The organism is Bacillus sp. J33 (assembly GCF_000518885.1).
In the GTDB taxonomy this organism is placed as follows: domain Bacteria; phylum Bacillota; class Bacilli; order Bacillales; family Cytobacillaceae; genus Cytobacillus.
In genome coordinates this window covers 33,894-50,234 of record NZ_JAEL01000021.1, presented here as the reverse complement: position 1 = coordinate 50,234, position 16,341 = coordinate 33,894, and the positions used below count along the sequence as shown (strand labels likewise).

The 16,341-nt window shown below is 39.7% G+C and carries 18 protein-coding genes and 1 pseudogene; 13 read left to right on the top strand and 6 right to left on the bottom strand.

The window, feature by feature from the left end; all coding sequences use genetic code 11:
* Window positions 1-2: 2 nt before the first annotated feature.
* The 6 genes from L634_RS0109020 (at window position 3) to cydS (ending at window position 7,350) form a co-directional block, all read left to right on the top strand.
* Window positions 3-2,378 (top strand): M14 family zinc carboxypeptidase, encoded by a 2,376-nt coding sequence (locus tag L634_RS0109020; RefSeq protein ID WP_026582165.1) that lies wholly within the window; start codon window positions 3-5, stop codon window positions 2,376-2,378.
* 569 nt (window positions 2,379-2,947) lie between these two features.
* Window positions 2,948-3,562, top strand: coding sequence for a lipopolysaccharide core heptose(II) kinase RfaY (locus L634_RS0109015; protein WP_026582164.1), 615 nt, complete (start codon window positions 2,948-2,950; stop codon window positions 3,560-3,562).
* 76 nt (window positions 3,563-3,638) lie between these two features.
* Window positions 3,639-4,283 (top strand): SDR family oxidoreductase, encoded by a 645-nt coding sequence (locus L634_RS0109010; RefSeq protein WP_026582163.1) that lies wholly within the window; start codon window positions 3,639-3,641, stop codon window positions 4,281-4,283.
* A gap of 584 nt (window positions 4,284-4,867) precedes the next feature.
* Window positions 4,868-6,214 carry a cytochrome ubiquinol oxidase subunit I gene (locus L634_RS0108995; protein WP_026582162.1) on the top strand — a complete coding sequence of 449 codons (1,347 nt, stop codon included), beginning with the start codon at window positions 4,868-4,870 and terminating at the stop codon, window positions 6,212-6,214.
* Entirely contained in the window at window positions 6,211-7,236 is a 1,026-nt protein-coding gene (locus L634_RS0108990; RefSeq protein ID WP_026582161.1) for a cytochrome d ubiquinol oxidase subunit II, read from the top strand. Before L634_RS0108995 ends, L634_RS0108990 begins: the two co-directional genes overlap by 4 nt.
* Window positions 7,237-7,248: 12 nt before the next feature.
* Window positions 7,249-7,350, top strand: a complete 102-nt coding sequence (cydS, locus tag L634_RS34905; protein ID WP_442852694.1) for a cytochrome bd oxidase small subunit CydS — start codon at window positions 7,249-7,251, stop codon at window positions 7,348-7,350.
* A 276-nt stretch (window positions 7,351-7,626) separates the two neighbouring features.
* On the opposite strand, the gene L634_RS0108975 is transcribed toward cydS, so the two are convergent.
* The 6 genes and pseudogenes from L634_RS0108975 to L634_RS0108950 all read right to left on the bottom strand — a co-directional run bounded on the left by L634_RS0108975 (window position 7,627) and on the right by L634_RS0108950 (window position 12,482).
* A complete protein-coding gene (locus L634_RS0108975; RefSeq protein WP_026582160.1) occupies window positions 7,627-8,823 on the bottom strand; it encodes a tyrosine-type recombinase/integrase in 1,197 nt (398 codons plus the stop codon).
* A gap of 69 nt (window positions 8,824-8,892) precedes the next feature.
* Window positions 8,893-9,027 (bottom strand): annotated as a pseudogene (locus tag L634_RS34900) (excalibur calcium-binding domain-containing protein); the annotation flags it as partial.
* 660 nt (window positions 9,028-9,687) lie between these two features.
* Entirely contained in the window at window positions 9,688-10,809 is a 1,122-nt protein-coding gene (locus L634_RS0108965; RefSeq protein WP_026582158.1) for a thermonuclease family protein, read from the bottom strand.
* A 10-nt stretch (window positions 10,810-10,819) separates the two neighbouring features.
* Complete coding sequence (locus L634_RS32255; protein ID WP_051428295.1) at window positions 10,820-11,566, bottom strand: SHOCT domain-containing protein; 747 nt, start codon at window positions 11,564-11,566, stop codon at window positions 10,820-10,822.
* Between the two features lie 54 nt (window positions 11,567-11,620).
* Window positions 11,621-12,049, bottom strand: coding sequence for an ImmA/IrrE family metallo-endopeptidase (locus tag L634_RS0108955; RefSeq protein WP_026582157.1), 429 nt, complete (start codon window positions 12,047-12,049; stop codon window positions 11,621-11,623).
* A gap of 19 nt (window positions 12,050-12,068) precedes the next feature.
* Window positions 12,069-12,482, bottom strand: a complete 414-nt coding sequence (locus L634_RS0108950) for a helix-turn-helix domain-containing protein (RefSeq protein WP_026582156.1) — start codon at window positions 12,480-12,482, stop codon at window positions 12,069-12,071.
* Window positions 12,483-12,647: 165 nt separating this feature from the next.
* Here L634_RS0108950 and L634_RS0108945 point away from each other — a divergent pair, with 165 nt between their 5' ends.
* From L634_RS0108945 to L634_RS0108905, 7 genes are all read left to right on the top strand, one after another.
* Window positions 12,648-12,878, top strand: coding sequence for a helix-turn-helix domain-containing protein (locus L634_RS0108945; RefSeq protein WP_026582155.1), 231 nt, complete (start codon window positions 12,648-12,650; stop codon window positions 12,876-12,878).
* Window positions 12,879-13,037: 159 nt separating this feature from the next.
* The gene (locus L634_RS0108940; protein WP_026582154.1) at window positions 13,038-13,226 is read left to right on the top strand and encodes a helix-turn-helix domain-containing protein; all 189 of its coding nucleotides are present in this window, start codon (window positions 13,038-13,040) and stop codon (window positions 13,224-13,226) included.
* The gene (locus tag L634_RS0108935) at window positions 13,226-13,927 is read left to right on the top strand and encodes an ORF6N domain-containing protein (RefSeq protein ID WP_026582153.1); all 702 of its coding nucleotides are present in this window, start codon (window positions 13,226-13,228) and stop codon (window positions 13,925-13,927) included. Before L634_RS0108940 ends, L634_RS0108935 begins: the two co-directional genes overlap by 1 nt.
* Before the next feature lie 66 nt (window positions 13,928-13,993).
* The gene (locus L634_RS0108930) at window positions 13,994-14,506 is read left to right on the top strand and encodes a helix-turn-helix domain-containing protein (protein WP_026582152.1); all 513 of its coding nucleotides are present in this window, start codon (window positions 13,994-13,996) and stop codon (window positions 14,504-14,506) included.
* A gap of 314 nt (window positions 14,507-14,820) precedes the next feature.
* A complete protein-coding gene (locus L634_RS0108915) occupies window positions 14,821-15,105 on the top strand; it encodes a YqaI family protein (protein ID WP_269521505.1) in 285 nt (94 codons plus the stop codon).
* 85 nt (window positions 15,106-15,190) lie between these two features.
* The gene (locus L634_RS0108910; RefSeq protein ID WP_442852695.1) at window positions 15,191-16,159 is read left to right on the top strand and encodes a YqaJ viral recombinase family nuclease; all 969 of its coding nucleotides are present in this window, start codon (window positions 15,191-15,193) and stop codon (window positions 16,157-16,159) included.
* Window positions 16,159-16,341 (top strand): hypothetical protein, encoded by a 183-nt coding sequence (locus tag L634_RS0108905; RefSeq protein ID WP_026582149.1) that lies wholly within the window; start codon window positions 16,159-16,161, stop codon window positions 16,339-16,341. Before L634_RS0108910 ends, L634_RS0108905 begins: the two co-directional genes overlap by 1 nt.

Here is a 16,341-nt window from a genome sequence, read left to right as displayed (position 1 = left end):
TAATGAATAAGAAAAAAGCTCTATCAGGTATTCTAGCAGCAGGCATTTTGGCATCTGTTCCTTTAAGTGCTGCTCATGCAATCAGCCCGAAATGGATAAATGTTAATGTCTCAGAGGAAAAGGACGGAAGTTTATTCAATAACGAAAACTATGATTTTATGAAATTCTCGGAAATAGGTCCAAAGCTTGCCGAGATTGAAAAGCAGTCAAATAGAGTGAAGGTGGAGGTAAAGGGAACTTCCGCAGATGGGTATCCTCTGTATGTCGTCACAATTGCAGACCCTGCATCACAAGGGAAGTTCGGAAAAATCCAGGCATTAAGAAAGCAAATGTTTAAAAACCCAGAAAAAGCTCAGGATTGGATTGCCAATAACCCGGACTTTAAAGTGCCAATCATGATTAACGGCTCTATCCATGGTACTGAGTTTGTGGGAAGCGACGCAGTGATGCAGCTGATTGAACGATTTGCTACGCAGAAGGACGAGGAAACTAAAAATATCCTGGAAAATAACATCCTCATCTTTAACGTGGTGCAAAATCCGGATGGACGAGTTGATGCGACACGTTTTAACGGGGAAGGAATTGACCTTAACCGTGACTTTATTACACAATCACAGCCTGAAACTCAGGAAACCGTTTCTCTAATTAAAGAGTGGAATCCTATGGTGTTCCTTGATACTCATGGGTATGTAAAAAATTATGCGCCAAATAAGCAAGGTCTGATTGAACCTTGTACACCGCCTCATAATCCTAACTATGAGTATGATTTGTACCAGAAATGGGCTTATGGCCAAGCTGAAGCGATGGAAGCCGAAATCATGGGCGACAAGGAGCAGTACACAGGCAACCTGTATAAGAACATGGAAGGCGCCTACATCCCATTGCGTGATGATTCAGCAGGCTGGGATGACTATCCGCCGATTTTCACGCCAATGTACGCTATGTATCATGGTGCCTATGGCCATACGCTTGAAGCTCCTCAGAATGACGAAGACGGGGTGCGCTGGATGTACAATGCCATTATGGGGGCATTGAAATATGCAACTGAGAATAAGGAAGAAATGATTACGGATCAAATTGAAATGTTCAAGCGCGGCATTAACTTTGATCATCCATTCCATGAAGAAGGACATTTCCCGAAAGCCTATATTCTGCCTGTGAATGAGGAAGATCCTACAGTTACGAACAAAGCTGTGAATCATTTAATTAAAAATGATATCGAAGTTGTCCAGGCCTCAAAAGCATTCGAAGCAGGCGGCAAGTCTTATCCGAAAGGAACTTATATCGTTCCGATGGATCAGGCAAAAGCCGGCCTGGCAAATACAATGCTTTGGGATGGGGAGGATATAACTAATGATACGCCTGCCATGTATGATATTTCTGCATGGAGTCTTCCTGAACTATGGGGCTTTGAGGCAATAGCGGTGCAGGACGACTTAAATACAGTTGCATCTAAAGTAAATAATGTAAAAGAACAAGGCTCTCTAAACGGAAAAGGTCCTTATGTAATTCCGAACAGTTCAGTAAAAGCAGTTCAGCTTGTAAATGTCCTTCTCAAGCAAGGGGTTGAAGTGAAACGCGACAGTGAAGGAAACTTCTATGCTGAAGCGGAATCCAGTGCCATTTCAGGTGCAGTAAAAGATTCTGGCTTGCAGATTGAGTCAGGTAAAGTGCCTGCAGATGCAGAGGCGATTGAACATGTAAATGCAGCAATTTTGAAGGATGGGGGCATAAACAAAGCGCAATCTCACTCAGGTACAAAGCTTGCCCTGAAAAGATTGGGGTTTGACGTTACTGAACTGACTCCAACTGAAGTTGCTGAGCAAGGTCTTGCTGCTTATGACGTGTTTGTTTACAGCGGATCAGAAAATTTAATTTCCCTCAATTTAAGTGCAGCCAACAAAGAATTTGGCCTGGAAAATCAGGAAAAGCTGAATGCGTTTAAAGCAAATGTAAATTCTTTTGTTAACGAAGGCGGAAAATATATTGCTGTCGGAGCAGGCGCTTCACGCGCGACAAAAACTTTAGGTCTGACAGACGATGTTATTAATACTGGGGGATCTAACAGCAATGGAATTCTTAAGGTAGATTACCAAGGATCTGGTGCAACAGCAGGCTACAGTGAAGATGACCTTGGTTTTGTTTACCGCCCGGTATGGTATACAGGCACTGATAACGACGAGGTCCTTGCCACGATTGCGGATGGGGAAGATTTCTTTGTTGCCGGACACTGGAAAAACCGAGCTGGAGCCCAGGGCCAGGCCATCATGGTGAAGGAGCAGGATAAGGATGTCACCCTAATCGGTTTGGAAGCTGGCTTCCGTGACCACACTGACTACCTGTTCCGCCTGCTTTCAAATTCAATCTTTGAAAAATAATTTGCATTTCGAGGATGTCCATATTGGGCATCCTCTTTTTGCGTGTACGTCTAGTAGTAGAAAAAAGCTGCTATCGTAAAGTTTGTTGCTTTTCGGGTGGCTAATTATGTTTAGCCAGCTGGCCTAAAAATTAGATCCTAGCAAATAGGAATGCAAAATTCAGCCAAAAATCACCCAAATTAACAATATCTAAACAGCGATCTTGCAGGCCTTCTTCAAGTAAAAGTGAACGGGTTTTGAAGGCCAATGAGGGCTAATGCCTGGAAGGAAAATAGTCTTCCGATGAAAAAATAGATCGTCACATTTGACTAAATGCCTGATGAGACCATATAATTTAATTAATAAAATAGTTCGGATTCTTCCTTAAAGGGGAGTAGCTGCTAAGTAGGGCCGTCAATACGAGATGAACATCTCCGGCTTTACTGGCAACAAACGTTGCTGGCGAGACCTTTACCATTTATTTGGTAAGGTCTCTTTTTATGTAAGAAGGGCGCTGAAACCGGATTAAATGGTTCGGCGCTTTTCGTTTTAGAGCTGGGGGAGTCCGATTGAACAGGGAGGCTTCTCGTATGAAATCTTATAAAGAGCTTGCAAAAAGCGTTAAATACTTCAGAACCCGAAATTGGACCAGGCTGCTTGAGAAGGATGATGCACTGGAATTTATCGGAGCCGGAAGAAGCGCATTTGCTTTTAGAATAAAAGAAACAGATCTCGTATTAAAAGTATTCTTTCCAGAGTTTAAAAGAATTGCACAAGAAGAAGCTGATATTTATAAAGCTCTTCCTGATCATCCGTACTTTCCGTCATTATATGACAACGGGGAAAACTATATTGTGATTGATTACGTTGAAGGCCTTACTTTATTCGATTGCCTGGCAAAAGGGATTCCCATAGAAGAGGATAAAATTAATGAAATCGATGAAGCATTAAAGCTCGCAAGGGAACAAGGCATGAACCCTTCAGATATTCATTTGCGCAATATCATTCTTACTTCTGACGGGCATATTAAAATTATTGATGTAGCCAGGTTTAAACAAACTAAGGAATGTACTCAATGGGATGACTTAAAGCATGCCTTTTATAAATTTTACAAGAAAAAATACTTTCCTAAGAAAATTCCTGTGTTCATTATGAACTTGATCGCTGCTCTTTATAAAAGAAATTTTGTCCGCCTTGGGTCATAAACAGTTCATTTGATATCGGCTTTTTCTTTTGAAATAATGGAAGAATAAATTCGCAAAAGCAGAAAGGGGCAAGATAATGAAGGTTCTAATTGTGGGAGCGAATGGCCAGATTGGGAAAAAGCTGGTTAAGCTGATCAATGAAAGCAGTGAACATACGGTACGGGCGATGATCAGAAAACGGGAACAAGCTGAAGATTTTGAGAAAATGGGTGTCGAAACTGTATTGGAAAGCCTTGAAGGTACTGTCGATGAATTGGCAGATGCTGCAAAAGGCTGTAATGCAATAGTGTTTACAGCCGGGTCTGGCGGGCATACAGGCTATGACAAAACGCTTTTAATCGATCTTGATGGTGCTGTTAAAACGATGGAGGCTGCCCAGAAGGCAGGCATTGAAAGGTTTGTCATGGTCAGCGCCATCCAGGCGAATAACCGGGAAAAATGGAGCGATGCCATTAAACCTTATTTTGTGGCCAAGCACTATGCTGACAGAATGCTGGAAAGCAGCGGTTTAAATTATACAATCGTTCGTCCTGGAGGTCTGACTGACGACCCTGGAACTGGAAAAATTAAAGCAGCAGACAATCTGGAACGGGGATTCATCCCGCGGGAAGATGTCGCGAAAACCGTTTTTGCCGTTTTAGATAAGGAGAATACCTATAAACGTTCATTTGACCTGGTTTCAGGTGATGAAGATGTGGAAACAGCCATAAATAATATTTAGTACCGATATCCCGGTGTGTTTAATGACGCCGGGATTTTTAAATGCTGGTCTTAAATTGGTAAATCATAGTATAAATTACGTCTGTTCGAACAAATTAATAAAAAATGGGTGTCAGCAATCCGGTGGCCAATCTCATATACTGTATTGGAGATACCATGACATACAGCGGAGAAGACCTTAAGCTGCTAAAAAGGGAATGGATGGCTGAGTCAGCTGGCAGAAAATCGTTTATAACTTTAATTAAAAAGATTCTTTACATATATAACGCCATTCGTGTATTTTGCACCTTTTTGGGTGTTTTTTATTTCGTTTTAACACTGCTTTAATTGGGAATTAGAAGGGTGTAAAGAAGATTTACATAAAAGATTTCTCTCACATTTTCCTCATAGAGATGTTATTAAATTGTAACGGGAGTGAGAAGGGAAATGTGGAATAATGTGATGTAGTGAGCAAATATATAGGAGTGGGCGAATGTATAAAAAACAGGAACGAATCTTAATGTGGCTGGCCTTTGCTGTAGCGTTGATCATGGGCCTTTCTTTTATAGGACGTATTTTTGCAGGATAAGAAAAGGGGAATGTTAAATGGGAAATGAAGAATCAGTTTTTTTCAGCCGGGTATTAACAGAGCTGACATTATCCTTCCATATCATATATGCAACCATTGGTGTGGGAATCCCGCTCATGATTATGATTGCCCAATGGGTGGGAATCAAAAAACAGGATGAACATTACATTTTGCTCGCAAGAAGGTGGACGAGGGGCTTTGTAATTACGGTCGCAGTCGGTGTTGTCACAGGGACTGCTATTGGGCTGCAGCTTTCACTGCTATGGCCTAATTTTATGGAGCTCGCAGGCAATGTGATTGCACTTCCGTTGTTTATGGAGACATTTGCCTTTTTCTTTGAAGCCATCTTTTTAGGCATTTATTTATATACATGGGATCGGTTTGAAAATCAAAAGAAGCACATGCTTTTATTAATTCCGGTAGCTATTGGGGCATCATTTTCAGCTATATTTATTACAATTGTGAATGCCTTTATGAATGCTCCGCAGGGCTTTGATATTGCAAATGGGCAGCTTGTTAACATTAACCCGGTTTTGGCGATGTTTACTCCAGCCATGCCAACCAAGGTGGCACACGTGCTGTCGACAGCCTATATGACAGCTGCATTTGTACTGGCATCAATTGGAGCTTATCGCCTTTTGAAAGGATCAAACCATGTGTATCACAAAAAAGCTTTATTCCTAACGATGAAAATTGGGTTAATTTTCTCCATAGCCACTGCTGTAATAGGGGATTTTTCAGGAAAATATTTAGCAGAATACCAGCCGGAAAAGCTGGCTGCTGCGGAATGGCACTTTGAAACCGAAGAGGGTGCTCCTTTAATGCTTTATGGAGTGCTCGATGATGGGGAAGTGAAGTATGCGATAAAAATTCCGTATGCGCTCAGCATTCTGGCGCACAGCAATCCTAATGCAGAGGTAATTGGATTGGATCAATTCCCGGAAGATGAAATTCCGCCGTTGTATATCCATTACTTGTTCGATATCATGGTCACAATCGGCATGTGGATGACTGCCCTTTCACTAGTCTATGTTGTCGGAACCTGGTTAAAAATGCGCTTTGTTGCCTCCAAATGGTACCGCTGGCTTATCGTATTTGGAGGTCCTTTATCAATCGTAGCAATCGAAGCTGGCTGGTGGTTTGCGGAAGTTGGGCGCCAGCCGTGGATTCTCCGAGGCATCATGCGAACGGAAGAGGCAGCAACAACAAGCGGCCAGGTGGATCTCATGCTGCTTCTTTTTGCAGGGCTGTATCTTGTTCTGGCAATCGGAAGTATCGTTGTCCTTACCCGAATGTTCCGCAAAAATCCGGTTGAGCAAGAATTGTCAGATCGTAAACTGGAGAAGGAAGGTGACCTGCAATGACATTAGAGATAATCGGAATTTCCGTACTATGGCTCTTCCTGTTTGGGTACGTCATTGTTGCCTCAATCGATTTTGGTGCCGGTTTTTTCAACGCATACAGTTTATTCCGAAGGAAACAGCATATTTTAACCCGAGTAATACAGCGCTATTTATCGCCTGTTTGGGAAGTCACTAATGTTTTCCTTGTATTCTTTTTCGTAGGAATAGTCGGATTCTTTCCGAAAACAGCCTATTATTATGGGACGATCCTACTTGTACCCGCAAGCATTGCAATTATTTTGCTGGCCATCCGCGGTTCTTATTACGCCTTTACCACCTATGGCGGGCTTAAGCAAAAAAGATGGACCTATTTATATGGACTTTCAGGGCTGTTTATTCCCGCTTCATTATCCATCGTGCTTACAATTTCCGAAGGGGGATTTGTAAGTGAAACAGCATCGGGGATTGAGCTGGATTACTGGGGGCTGTTTACCAGCCCGCTGACATGGAGCATTGTTGTGCTAAGCTTAGCGGCGGTGCTATATATTTCTGCTGTTTTTTTAACCTGGTATGCCCATAAAGCACAGGACGAACCGGCTGCAGAGCTGCTGCGGAAATATGCGCTCTTCTGGTCGCTGCCGGCCATCATTACAGCAACAGGCATTATTGTCGAGCTTCGCGGGCATAATCCAGAGCACTTCAGTCGATTAATGGAATTGTGGTGGCTGTTCGGTATCTCATTTATCTTATTTGCCGGAACCGTCTATCTGATCTGGAAGCGGAAATTATACGGAATCGCATTCGGTTTATTAACAGGGCAATTCCTGGCGGCTTTCTTTGCATATGGAATTTCGCATTATCCATATCTTTTATACCCATACCTGACCATATACGATAGCTTCACAAACGAAGCCATGGCTACAGCCCTTATCATCGCGTTTATTGCAGGGCTGGGACTGCTGCTCCCATCACTTTATCTGCTGCTGAGGCTGTTCTTGTTTAACAAAGACTATGTACAAGGAAAGCGGAATGACCATGCATAGGAGGGAAGAATCTTGGCGGAATTTATTATGTTCTACGCTCCGTTTATTGTAATTATTGGATCCATTGCTGCGGCTTTTTGGCTGGCGGGGAAGGATGAAGGGATAGGGGAGTGACGTGCAAGACCAACCCGATTATGGGTTGGTCTTTTTTGATTGCAAAAACAAAAAAGCTACAAAGCCATTTAGGCTTTGCAGCTTTTCGTTATTATGGAGAATAGGGGGCTCGAACCCCTGACCTCAACGCTGCCAGAACAACAGACGTAGCAGGAGCCAAACAGATGTTCTTGGGTAAATCCTTTTGTATCAAAGGTATTTACTGATACTTTCCTGTTCAAACCAGATAGATTTTGGTTGTTGTTGACGGTGTTCGTCAACAAAATGTCAACAACTCTATTTAGCTTTTAATTTATGAGCAAACAAGTTATCTAGTTTATTCGCAGCCTCCTGGTCTGCTTTTTGAAGAACATGTCCATAAGTATTCATCGTTATTCGAATATCTGAATGACCTAATCGCTCTGAAATAATTTTTGCATGCACACCTTGATTGATTAATAAAGTAGCTGAAGTATGACGTAGATCATGAAGAGTTATATATCTAACTCCTACCCGTTTGGTGAATCGTCTCCACCAAGTAGTTGGAGTATCTGGGTAAAAGTGAGTTCCATCCAAATTGCAAAATACCCATTGATGTTTTTCTTCTATCCAAAGTTCGTCAGACTTCATTTTTTCTTTTTTCCAATGCAGATGATAAGCTTTCATTTCTTCTACAACAGAGGATGGTAAAGAAATTATTCTCTTGGAATTTTTTGATTTAGGACCTTTGATAACAGGTCTGCCGTTTCTCCCTTTGGTAATACCTTGAACGATGTCAATTGTGCCTTTTTCTAAATCTACCCTAGACCATTCCAAACCTAAATTTTCACTTCTTCTCAATCCTGCCGCAAGAGCTAACGTCAAAAACATTCTCCAGTGAAATGGTTCGTTCTCAACTGCTTTAAACATCGCTTCGACTTCTTCCTCGTCATAAACATTAACCTCACGATCATCAGTCGCCTTTGGTTTTTTAACATTCTTAACAGGATTCGATTTTATTACTTCCCACTCGATAGCACGCTCGAAAATATTTCTTAGGGTTAAGTAGGTATCTTGTTTTGTTCGTTCGGAAATCGGTATACTACTACCATCAACTCTCTTCATCTCGTCTAACAAATTGATAATATGCATGGGCTTTATTTGGTCTAATCTTTTAGAACCGATGGCTGGCAATATATGATTCTTAATATGAGATAAATAATTTGAAAGTGTAGTCTCTTCCAACTCCTTTACTGCATATTTAGTTTCCCAATCGGTGATGAAGGTTTCTAATGTCATTTTCTCTGGTGCAATATATTCACCCGCCTCAACTTCAATTTTGAATTTGTGAAGTTCAGATTCTAAATAATCTCGTAGCTTTTTTGTAGTTTTTAACAAAGGTTTATCTTCAACTCTGATTGTTTTAGTTCTCTTTTTTCTTTTTCCTTTAGCATCATATCCTGTTTCAACAACCAAAAGAAATGAATTTTCACCTCTTCTTTGAATGCTTGCCAATTTTTACCCCCTCCTAACAAGAATGTATGTTCTTTTTTATTCCAAAAGAAAAGCCCAAGAAGGGCAATCTTACCTTTCACAAGCATAATTATCTTTGTCTCTATCCATTTTAGATTGATAAGCAGCGTGGGAGCTTGGTACACCATTAGGATAAACTTTCCTAAGTTCGGTACAATTAGCAAAATTTTCGCTCCCACCAGATGTTGTGGTTGCAGAGTTTTGATCAGAATTACTAGATGTTGAAGCATTTGAAGATCCAGAAGTGTTTGAGCTAGCTGTTGTAGATGTCGTATTTTTACTTGCCAGCTGTCCTTTTAAACTACTAACCTCATTGTCTAACGCTTTATTTTTGCTTTCTAGATCTGAAATTTGTTTAGTAAGCCCTTCTTTTTCTTTATCAAAAGCTGCTTTCTGATCGCTAAGCTCCTTTTCTGCTTTTTCGGCAGCTGCTACTTTAGCTGATACTTCCTTTAGATCTTTATCTAATTTTTCTTTTTCCTTCGTTAATTCCTCATTGCTACCTTGTAGTTCCTTTACGTCTTCCTTGAGAGTCTTAACTTCTGCGGTTAATTTTTCATTATCTGCTAATGCTTCATCTAATTGCGCCTGCACTCCTGTGTCCATATAGGAGCCACCGATTATGAATAAGAGTAATCCTCCAATAAATGATGGGTAAAAAATCTTTTTAGAAAGTGTCCGACTTCGATCCTTAAGTTTTCGAATAAAATGAAAAGCTAAGTAGATTAAAGAAAATAAAAATATTAAAAATCCAATTAAGAATATAGCGGTCATATATTACACTCCAATTGTGTTTTTTTGTAGAATAGAAAAATCCTATTTAATAATGGCAATTTTTTGGTTAAATTATCTTTCGCATGCCCAGTTATCTTTGTCACGATCATGTTTAGATGCATATGCTGGATGATCGCTTGGCACCCCATTCGGATAGACTTTTCTTAATTCTGTGCAATTTTGGAAATACTCACTTCCTCCAGAAGATGATGTGGTCGTACTAGCATCATTATTATTAGAATTGCTATTTGTATTAGCTGAACTTGAAGAACTAGAAGAACTAGAAGAACTTGAGTTGTCAGAAGCAGTTTCCACAGTATCCAAATCACCTTTTGTTGTTCCGCTGTCTCCAAATGCCCATAATCCAGTACTATTTTCACGTGCTTCTTTTGCAAACTTAACAAAATAATCACTGTACTTAACATCCGGTGGATAAGTAGAAGGTTCTGCATATCCATTTAAGACCAAATCTGCATTAAACATTTTCGAACGAATTTCTGATTCGTTCATATCGTCTGTGGGTATTGCTAACCAAATAATTCTTAAATAACGGTCATATCTGTCTGTATCAGAAACGTCTTTTTGTAACCATACTTGTTTACCTTCTAGTTTAGAAGAAGTGTAATTGCTTGCTTCCTCCCCATATTCTTCGGTCCTAGTTGTTGATTCAGGAGTATTTACTCCAATTAGACGAACTTTTCTACCATCAGAGAGCTCAATTGTATCCCCGTCAACTACTCTAGCAACAGTAACAGATTCTAATCCTAGACTTGCAGCAAGTTCTTCTTGTTTCTTTTTAGCTTCTTCTTCAGCATTAGCTTTTGCCTCAGCTTCTTGTTTAGCTTCAGCATCTGCTTTCTTCTTGGCCTCTTCCTCAGCTTTTTTCTTAGCTTCTTCTTCTTTTTCTTTTCTAGCTTGCTCGCTTGCTAACTTGTCTTCTTGTTTTGCAACTTCTTTTGTATTTTCTTCAGATGGTTCAACTAGGATCATAGATATTACTAAACTAAAAATTAGTCCAATAGCAACAAACCAACCTGGTTTAGAAAAAGTAATTTTTCCTTTTCTTTTTTGTGCGATTTGATACAATCCGAATAAAACAATTAGTACACCAATCCAGGCAACAGGAGTAATTATAGTCATCGATAATGTAAACAAAATGGCAACTATACTAAGGATCCATCTTAAAATGCCCAATTATAACACCTCACGAATTTAATAACTTTTGTTTTTCAGCTTGGAATTCTTCTTCTGTAATGATTCCTTTTTCTTTAAGGCTACCTAATTGTTCAAGTTGTTTATATTTATCCTCAGTCTTTGGTGAAGATACTTTGGATGATGGTGTTTTCCCTTGATTTTTTGAGGATGCAATTTGTTTCCTTACTTGTTCTAAGAAATGTTTAAAATTGTCATCATTTACAATATCATCGAAAACTTTTTTTCCACGAGAAAAGTTAATATGTAATTCTTTTGATAAAAGCCCATCGTTAGCTAAAGAAATCCCAACCATTTTTTTATAATCAAATGATTCAAAATGCTCTCTATTAATGGTGATTGTTCCAAAAATAAGCTTTTGATCAGTAGCAACCAATACCCCTTTAATTTCCGTTTTTTTGTTTTTGTCATATTCTGCAGGTATAGTAGCTAATACTTTTTCATCTGGAGTAAGAATATTATTTTCCAAGTATTCAAATGTTTTTTTGTAAATAGCGAAGTTTGTTTTTGCTGTAAAACCTGGATTAGGACCAAAGAATTTCTTAACCTTCTCTAGTTCTAATTCCTTCTGCTTTTCTTTTTCAGCTTTTTTTATAGCCTTTTCTCTCTCTCTTTGGTCTTTCCAGGCTTGATATTCTTTTTCCTTTTGTGCTTTTCTTTCTAAAGCTTGTTTCTCACGTCTTTCTTTTTCCTCAGGAGATAAATCTTCCTGGCCTAATAATTTTTTGAAAAAGCTCATATCTGCACCCCTTTTATAAAATTATGTAATTGTGGATAAAAAAACCAATAAAAATTAAAATTTTTTTAGGTGTGCAACTTCCTTTGGCACACCATACATTGCAGCTGTTTCATAGATAGTAGTTTGGTAGTTCTCATTAATTACAGAATCAGGAATAATAAGCTCGACAGCAAAAGTATTAGCTTCAACTTCTATACGGTTTGTAGAGTAAAGAGTGTTTTCCCTTAAAAAGGGTGTATTAACTCTAGGATGAAGCTGCGAGTGCCCTAATTCATGGGCACACACAAATCTTTGTGAAATTTCATCTAAATTACTATTAATAAAAATATACTTATTTCTTTTATCGTATTTGTAGAATCCATTAATTTCTTCATGCAAATTCCAAGGAATTATATGTACATTTTTAAACCTCGCCAGTTCAAATGGATCGTTTGTGTTATATTTGTTTTTCAGGTCTTGTACTATTTTCTTGATCCAATCCAACAAAATCGCCCCCACATCCCTAATCTTTATCTCTATATTTTTTCGGGATGTACTTTTTGTTAATCCTTTGTGTTTGGCGAAAAGCATATTCCATGGCTTCTGCTAAAGATTCAATAGCCTCTTTACTCATCGGCTCGCCATTGAAGCTTAAACCATCTTGCTTGGTTAAATCTTTTCTAAATTCCTCCATTCGTTTTGCGATATCTTTTTCGTCTTTATCAGATAGTTCAGCATTATCAATAGATGTTTTTCCTGTTATTAAGTAATCAGTAGTAACGTTATAAAATTTTGCAAGCCTTCCAAGGATCTCTGAATCTGGTTCGCTTCTTCCGGTTTCATAATGAGACAATCTCGCTCTAGAAATACCGATTTTTTTAGCGGCATCTTCTTGAGACATTTTTCCTCTTAATTTTTTTAATCTATCTCCTATCATAAAAAAATCCCTTTCCTTACCATATATACCAACATTATAGATACAAGATGTATCGAAATAAAGTCATGATAAAAAATGTATCAAAAATCAGTTGACGATACAAAACGTATCATATATAATAACATCAGAAAACGATACAAAACGTATCGTAGAGAGGTGAAACAATTGAGACAAAGACTTGTTAATGAAAGGCTTAAAAGGAACTTAACACAAAAGCAAGTCGCTGGAATATTAGATATTTCAGAAGTTTATGTTAGGAAAATTGAAAAGGGTGTACGTAATCCTGGAAGAGAAACCATGCAAAAGTTCGAACAATTATATGGTGTCTCAGACAGAAAATTGTTTCCTGAGCTTTTTCAGGTATCAATTGATACCGATTGTATCGAAATGATCTGAGGAGGCTACACCATGAACCTTACACAAAAAGTACGATGGATATTCAGATGAAGAAGTCATCGCTCATCTTTTGGGAGCTGTAGAAATTTTGGATAACACTCAACACTAGGAGGTGCTGAATTGGAACTCAAAAGACTAATTGCGCAAAAGCACTTTAAAATGCAGCGCAAAACATTAACTGCCCAAGAAGTCGCTGATTACATCGGTGTTCACATCGACACAATTTACACCATGGTCCGCGAAAAACAAATCCCTCATTTCCGAGTAAGGCGGCGCATTTTCTTTTCAATAGAAACAATTAATGCCTGGATGCGGGATCAAGAACAAAAAAGTTTGGAGGCGATGTAATGAATTCACTACAACCCATTAGCCAGGGAGGAAAGCGAGTTTTAACAACAATCCAACTGGCTGAAGCTTTTGGAACAGATGCAAAAATTATCAATCGTAATTTCCAACGAAATGCAGATCGTTATGAACAAGGTAAGCACTATTTCGCTTTATCAGGTGAAGAACTTAGAGAATTCAAAGGGTCACGTCAATTTGACGACAGCCTAAAATTCACATCAATTCTTTATCTCTGGACAGAAAAAGGAGCATGGCTCCATGCAAAATCTTTAAACACCAATCAGGCTTGGGATGCTTACGAAATGTTGGTTGATGAATACTACTCCATTAAAGAGAACGTTGTTCCTCTCTCAAAAGATCAGGCTCTTGTCACTGTCCTTAGAACAACAGCAGATTTGGTTGAGGATACTCAATCATTAAAAGCTGAACAGCATGAAATTAGAAAGCTCGTCCATGAAATTGACCATAAAGTCGAAGAGCAAATCACTCTTACCAGCGGTGAACAGCGCCGGCTTCAAAAAGGTGTAGCTCACAGGGTCTATGAATTTACGCAAGAAAAGAAAGAAGCTGCCAGGCTTTTTAGAGAACTGTATCGCGAAATCAAAGACCGTTTTGGTGTAGCAAGCTACAAAGATGTGAAGAGAAAGGAGCTTCAATCGGCTCTTCGCTACATAGAAAGCTGGATTCCTAGAAAAGTATCTTAACTAAAATATACCAATTGTCTCAGTCACAAGAATACTTGGTAATTGGTACAAAAGGAGGAACTTTATATGAAGATTGGCGCGGAGCTTGCAAAAGCTCGAAAACGCCAGGAACTCACTCAACAGCAACTGTCGTTTGAACTACCTTGTTCTCGTGAGAGTCTAGCAAAATATGAAACCGGAACTAGAAATTTACCAGAGGATATGCGCCGGCCGATTGCCCAGTCATTGGATGATGTGGAGTTTTACTTCGCCACCTGGCATGATGCGGCTGGCGAAGTCTCCATTCCGTTTTTCAATGGAGAGTATATTGATCAGCACCCAGCCAGCATGGTGTTCCTGGTGCAGGCAGAAACAAAAGAAGCTCTTGATCATCTAAGCAAGGTTTCCTGGGTGAAACCCATACATACACGAACGGAGCAGGAAAGAGAAGAAATGAAGAAAACGGTTTTTGAGATTTTGGATGCGGCAGCAAGCATGATAAATCTTGTCGCAGTTATATGCAGGGAATATCGCTTTTCAATGAAAAAGCTATTCAGAGAATGGCGATTAACTTTGAAGGCTAGGAGGATGCAGAAGTGAGTAAAAGAGAAAAGCTGGACCAATTGATAAAAAAGCTTAAAAGCCAAGGCGTAAAGATAGATTGGGCTGTAAGAATCAGTACCCCAAAGGAGGGTTAAACAGTGGATTTAGGTTATGTCTTGGCAATGATTTGCGGAACTTACTTCGTATTTATTATGGGGATTTTGATTGGGGATTTTACAGCAGAACAAAAAGAAAAGCAGTAAGCTCACCACAGCTCACTGCCACTCAACACCAGGATATATTTCTATTCTACCACCACTAGAATAGTGCGGCAAGAACCTTTGTTCCTGTCGCGATAAGTCGGAGCGGATATCTACCACCCCCACCTCTTACGTTTCGGCTTATCGCGGTGTGAACAAAGCACCAAATACATAGAGAGGAGGAGCATTATGGGAGACCACCCTTTGATCGAACAAGTTCAGCGGACAGGCTTTCCGAATATGGCTGCCCAGCCGGAACATGCGGGCATCGATTATTTTGGAGACGAAATCCTTGATGGTGATGACATAGTGGAATATGACGGTGAAATCATCTTGAAGGACAACCTGGAGCGGTTCTTAACAGAAGTCATGGAATTTGAATTCAAAAATGCATGAAAAAGACTCCTGTTGGCGCAGGAGTCAGGGGTTTAAAGAAATTTTAAAAAACAATTTTAGTACCGTCATTGTAGCATATCGCCTGATGGCGGTAAAGGGAGGACTAATAATGGCAATTAACAATGCAATTCCTACAAAGGATATGAGCCGGTTTGAATGGCTGCAAGAACGCGCAAAGGGAATAGGCGGCAGTGATGCTGGAATCATTCTTGGGGTTAATAAATACCGTACAGCATTTGAGCTTTGGCTTGAAAAAACAGGTCAGGTTGAGCCAATGGAAATTGATAATGAGGCAATTTACTGGGGCAACGAAATGGAAAATGTGGTTGCCAAGGAGTTCGAAAAGCGCACAGGCAAGAAGGTCCGACGGACAAACTTCATGTACAGCCACCGGGATTATCCTTTTATTAAAGCAAACGTGGACCGTTTAATCGTTGGGGAATCAGCCATTTTGGAATGTAAAACAGCCAGTGCTTATCTTGCCAAAGAGTGGGAAGGCGAAGAAATTCCGGCCAGCTACCTTGTACAGGTCCAGCATTATCTTGGTGTTATTGATAAAGAAAAAGGCTATATTGCAGTCCTTATTGGCGGTAACAAGTTCATCTGGAAAGAAGTCGAACGGGACCAGGAACTTATCGATATGATTTTCAACGCTGAAAAACACTTCTGGGAATATCACGTACTAGAAGGACATGCGCCGGAGCTGGATGGATCCAGCGCAGCTGAGCAGTATTTGAAAGAAAAGTATGATCGTGCCGAGAAAAATAAAGAAATTGTTTTTCCGTCTGATTACAAAGACTTGTTAGTTCAATACGAAAAAGTGAAATCGGATGAAAAGCTGATTAAAACAGCCAAGACGGAAATTGAAAACAAAATAAAAGCAGAGCTGAAGGATGCGGAAACCGGAATCACTGATCAGTTTGTTGTCACCTGGAAGAATCAGAGCCGAAATAGTGTAGATTCTAAGGCTCTTAAAGAGAAGTTCCCAGACATCTACAAAGAGGTGCTGAAAGAATCCTCGTTCCGAAAATTTGCTGTAAAGGAGATTAAATAATGCCAGCTAAAATGAGAAAATCAGAAATCGCCGGCCTCATAGAAGCGTTTTTGGACGATAACGAAGACGATTTGAGCCCAAATATGTTTGTTGCTTTAGAAGAAGTTGCTGATGAGATTGATGACCGGGTTCAGGAGTTAGAGGAAAAAATAGAAGAACTTGAAGCGAAGATGGAGGATTAA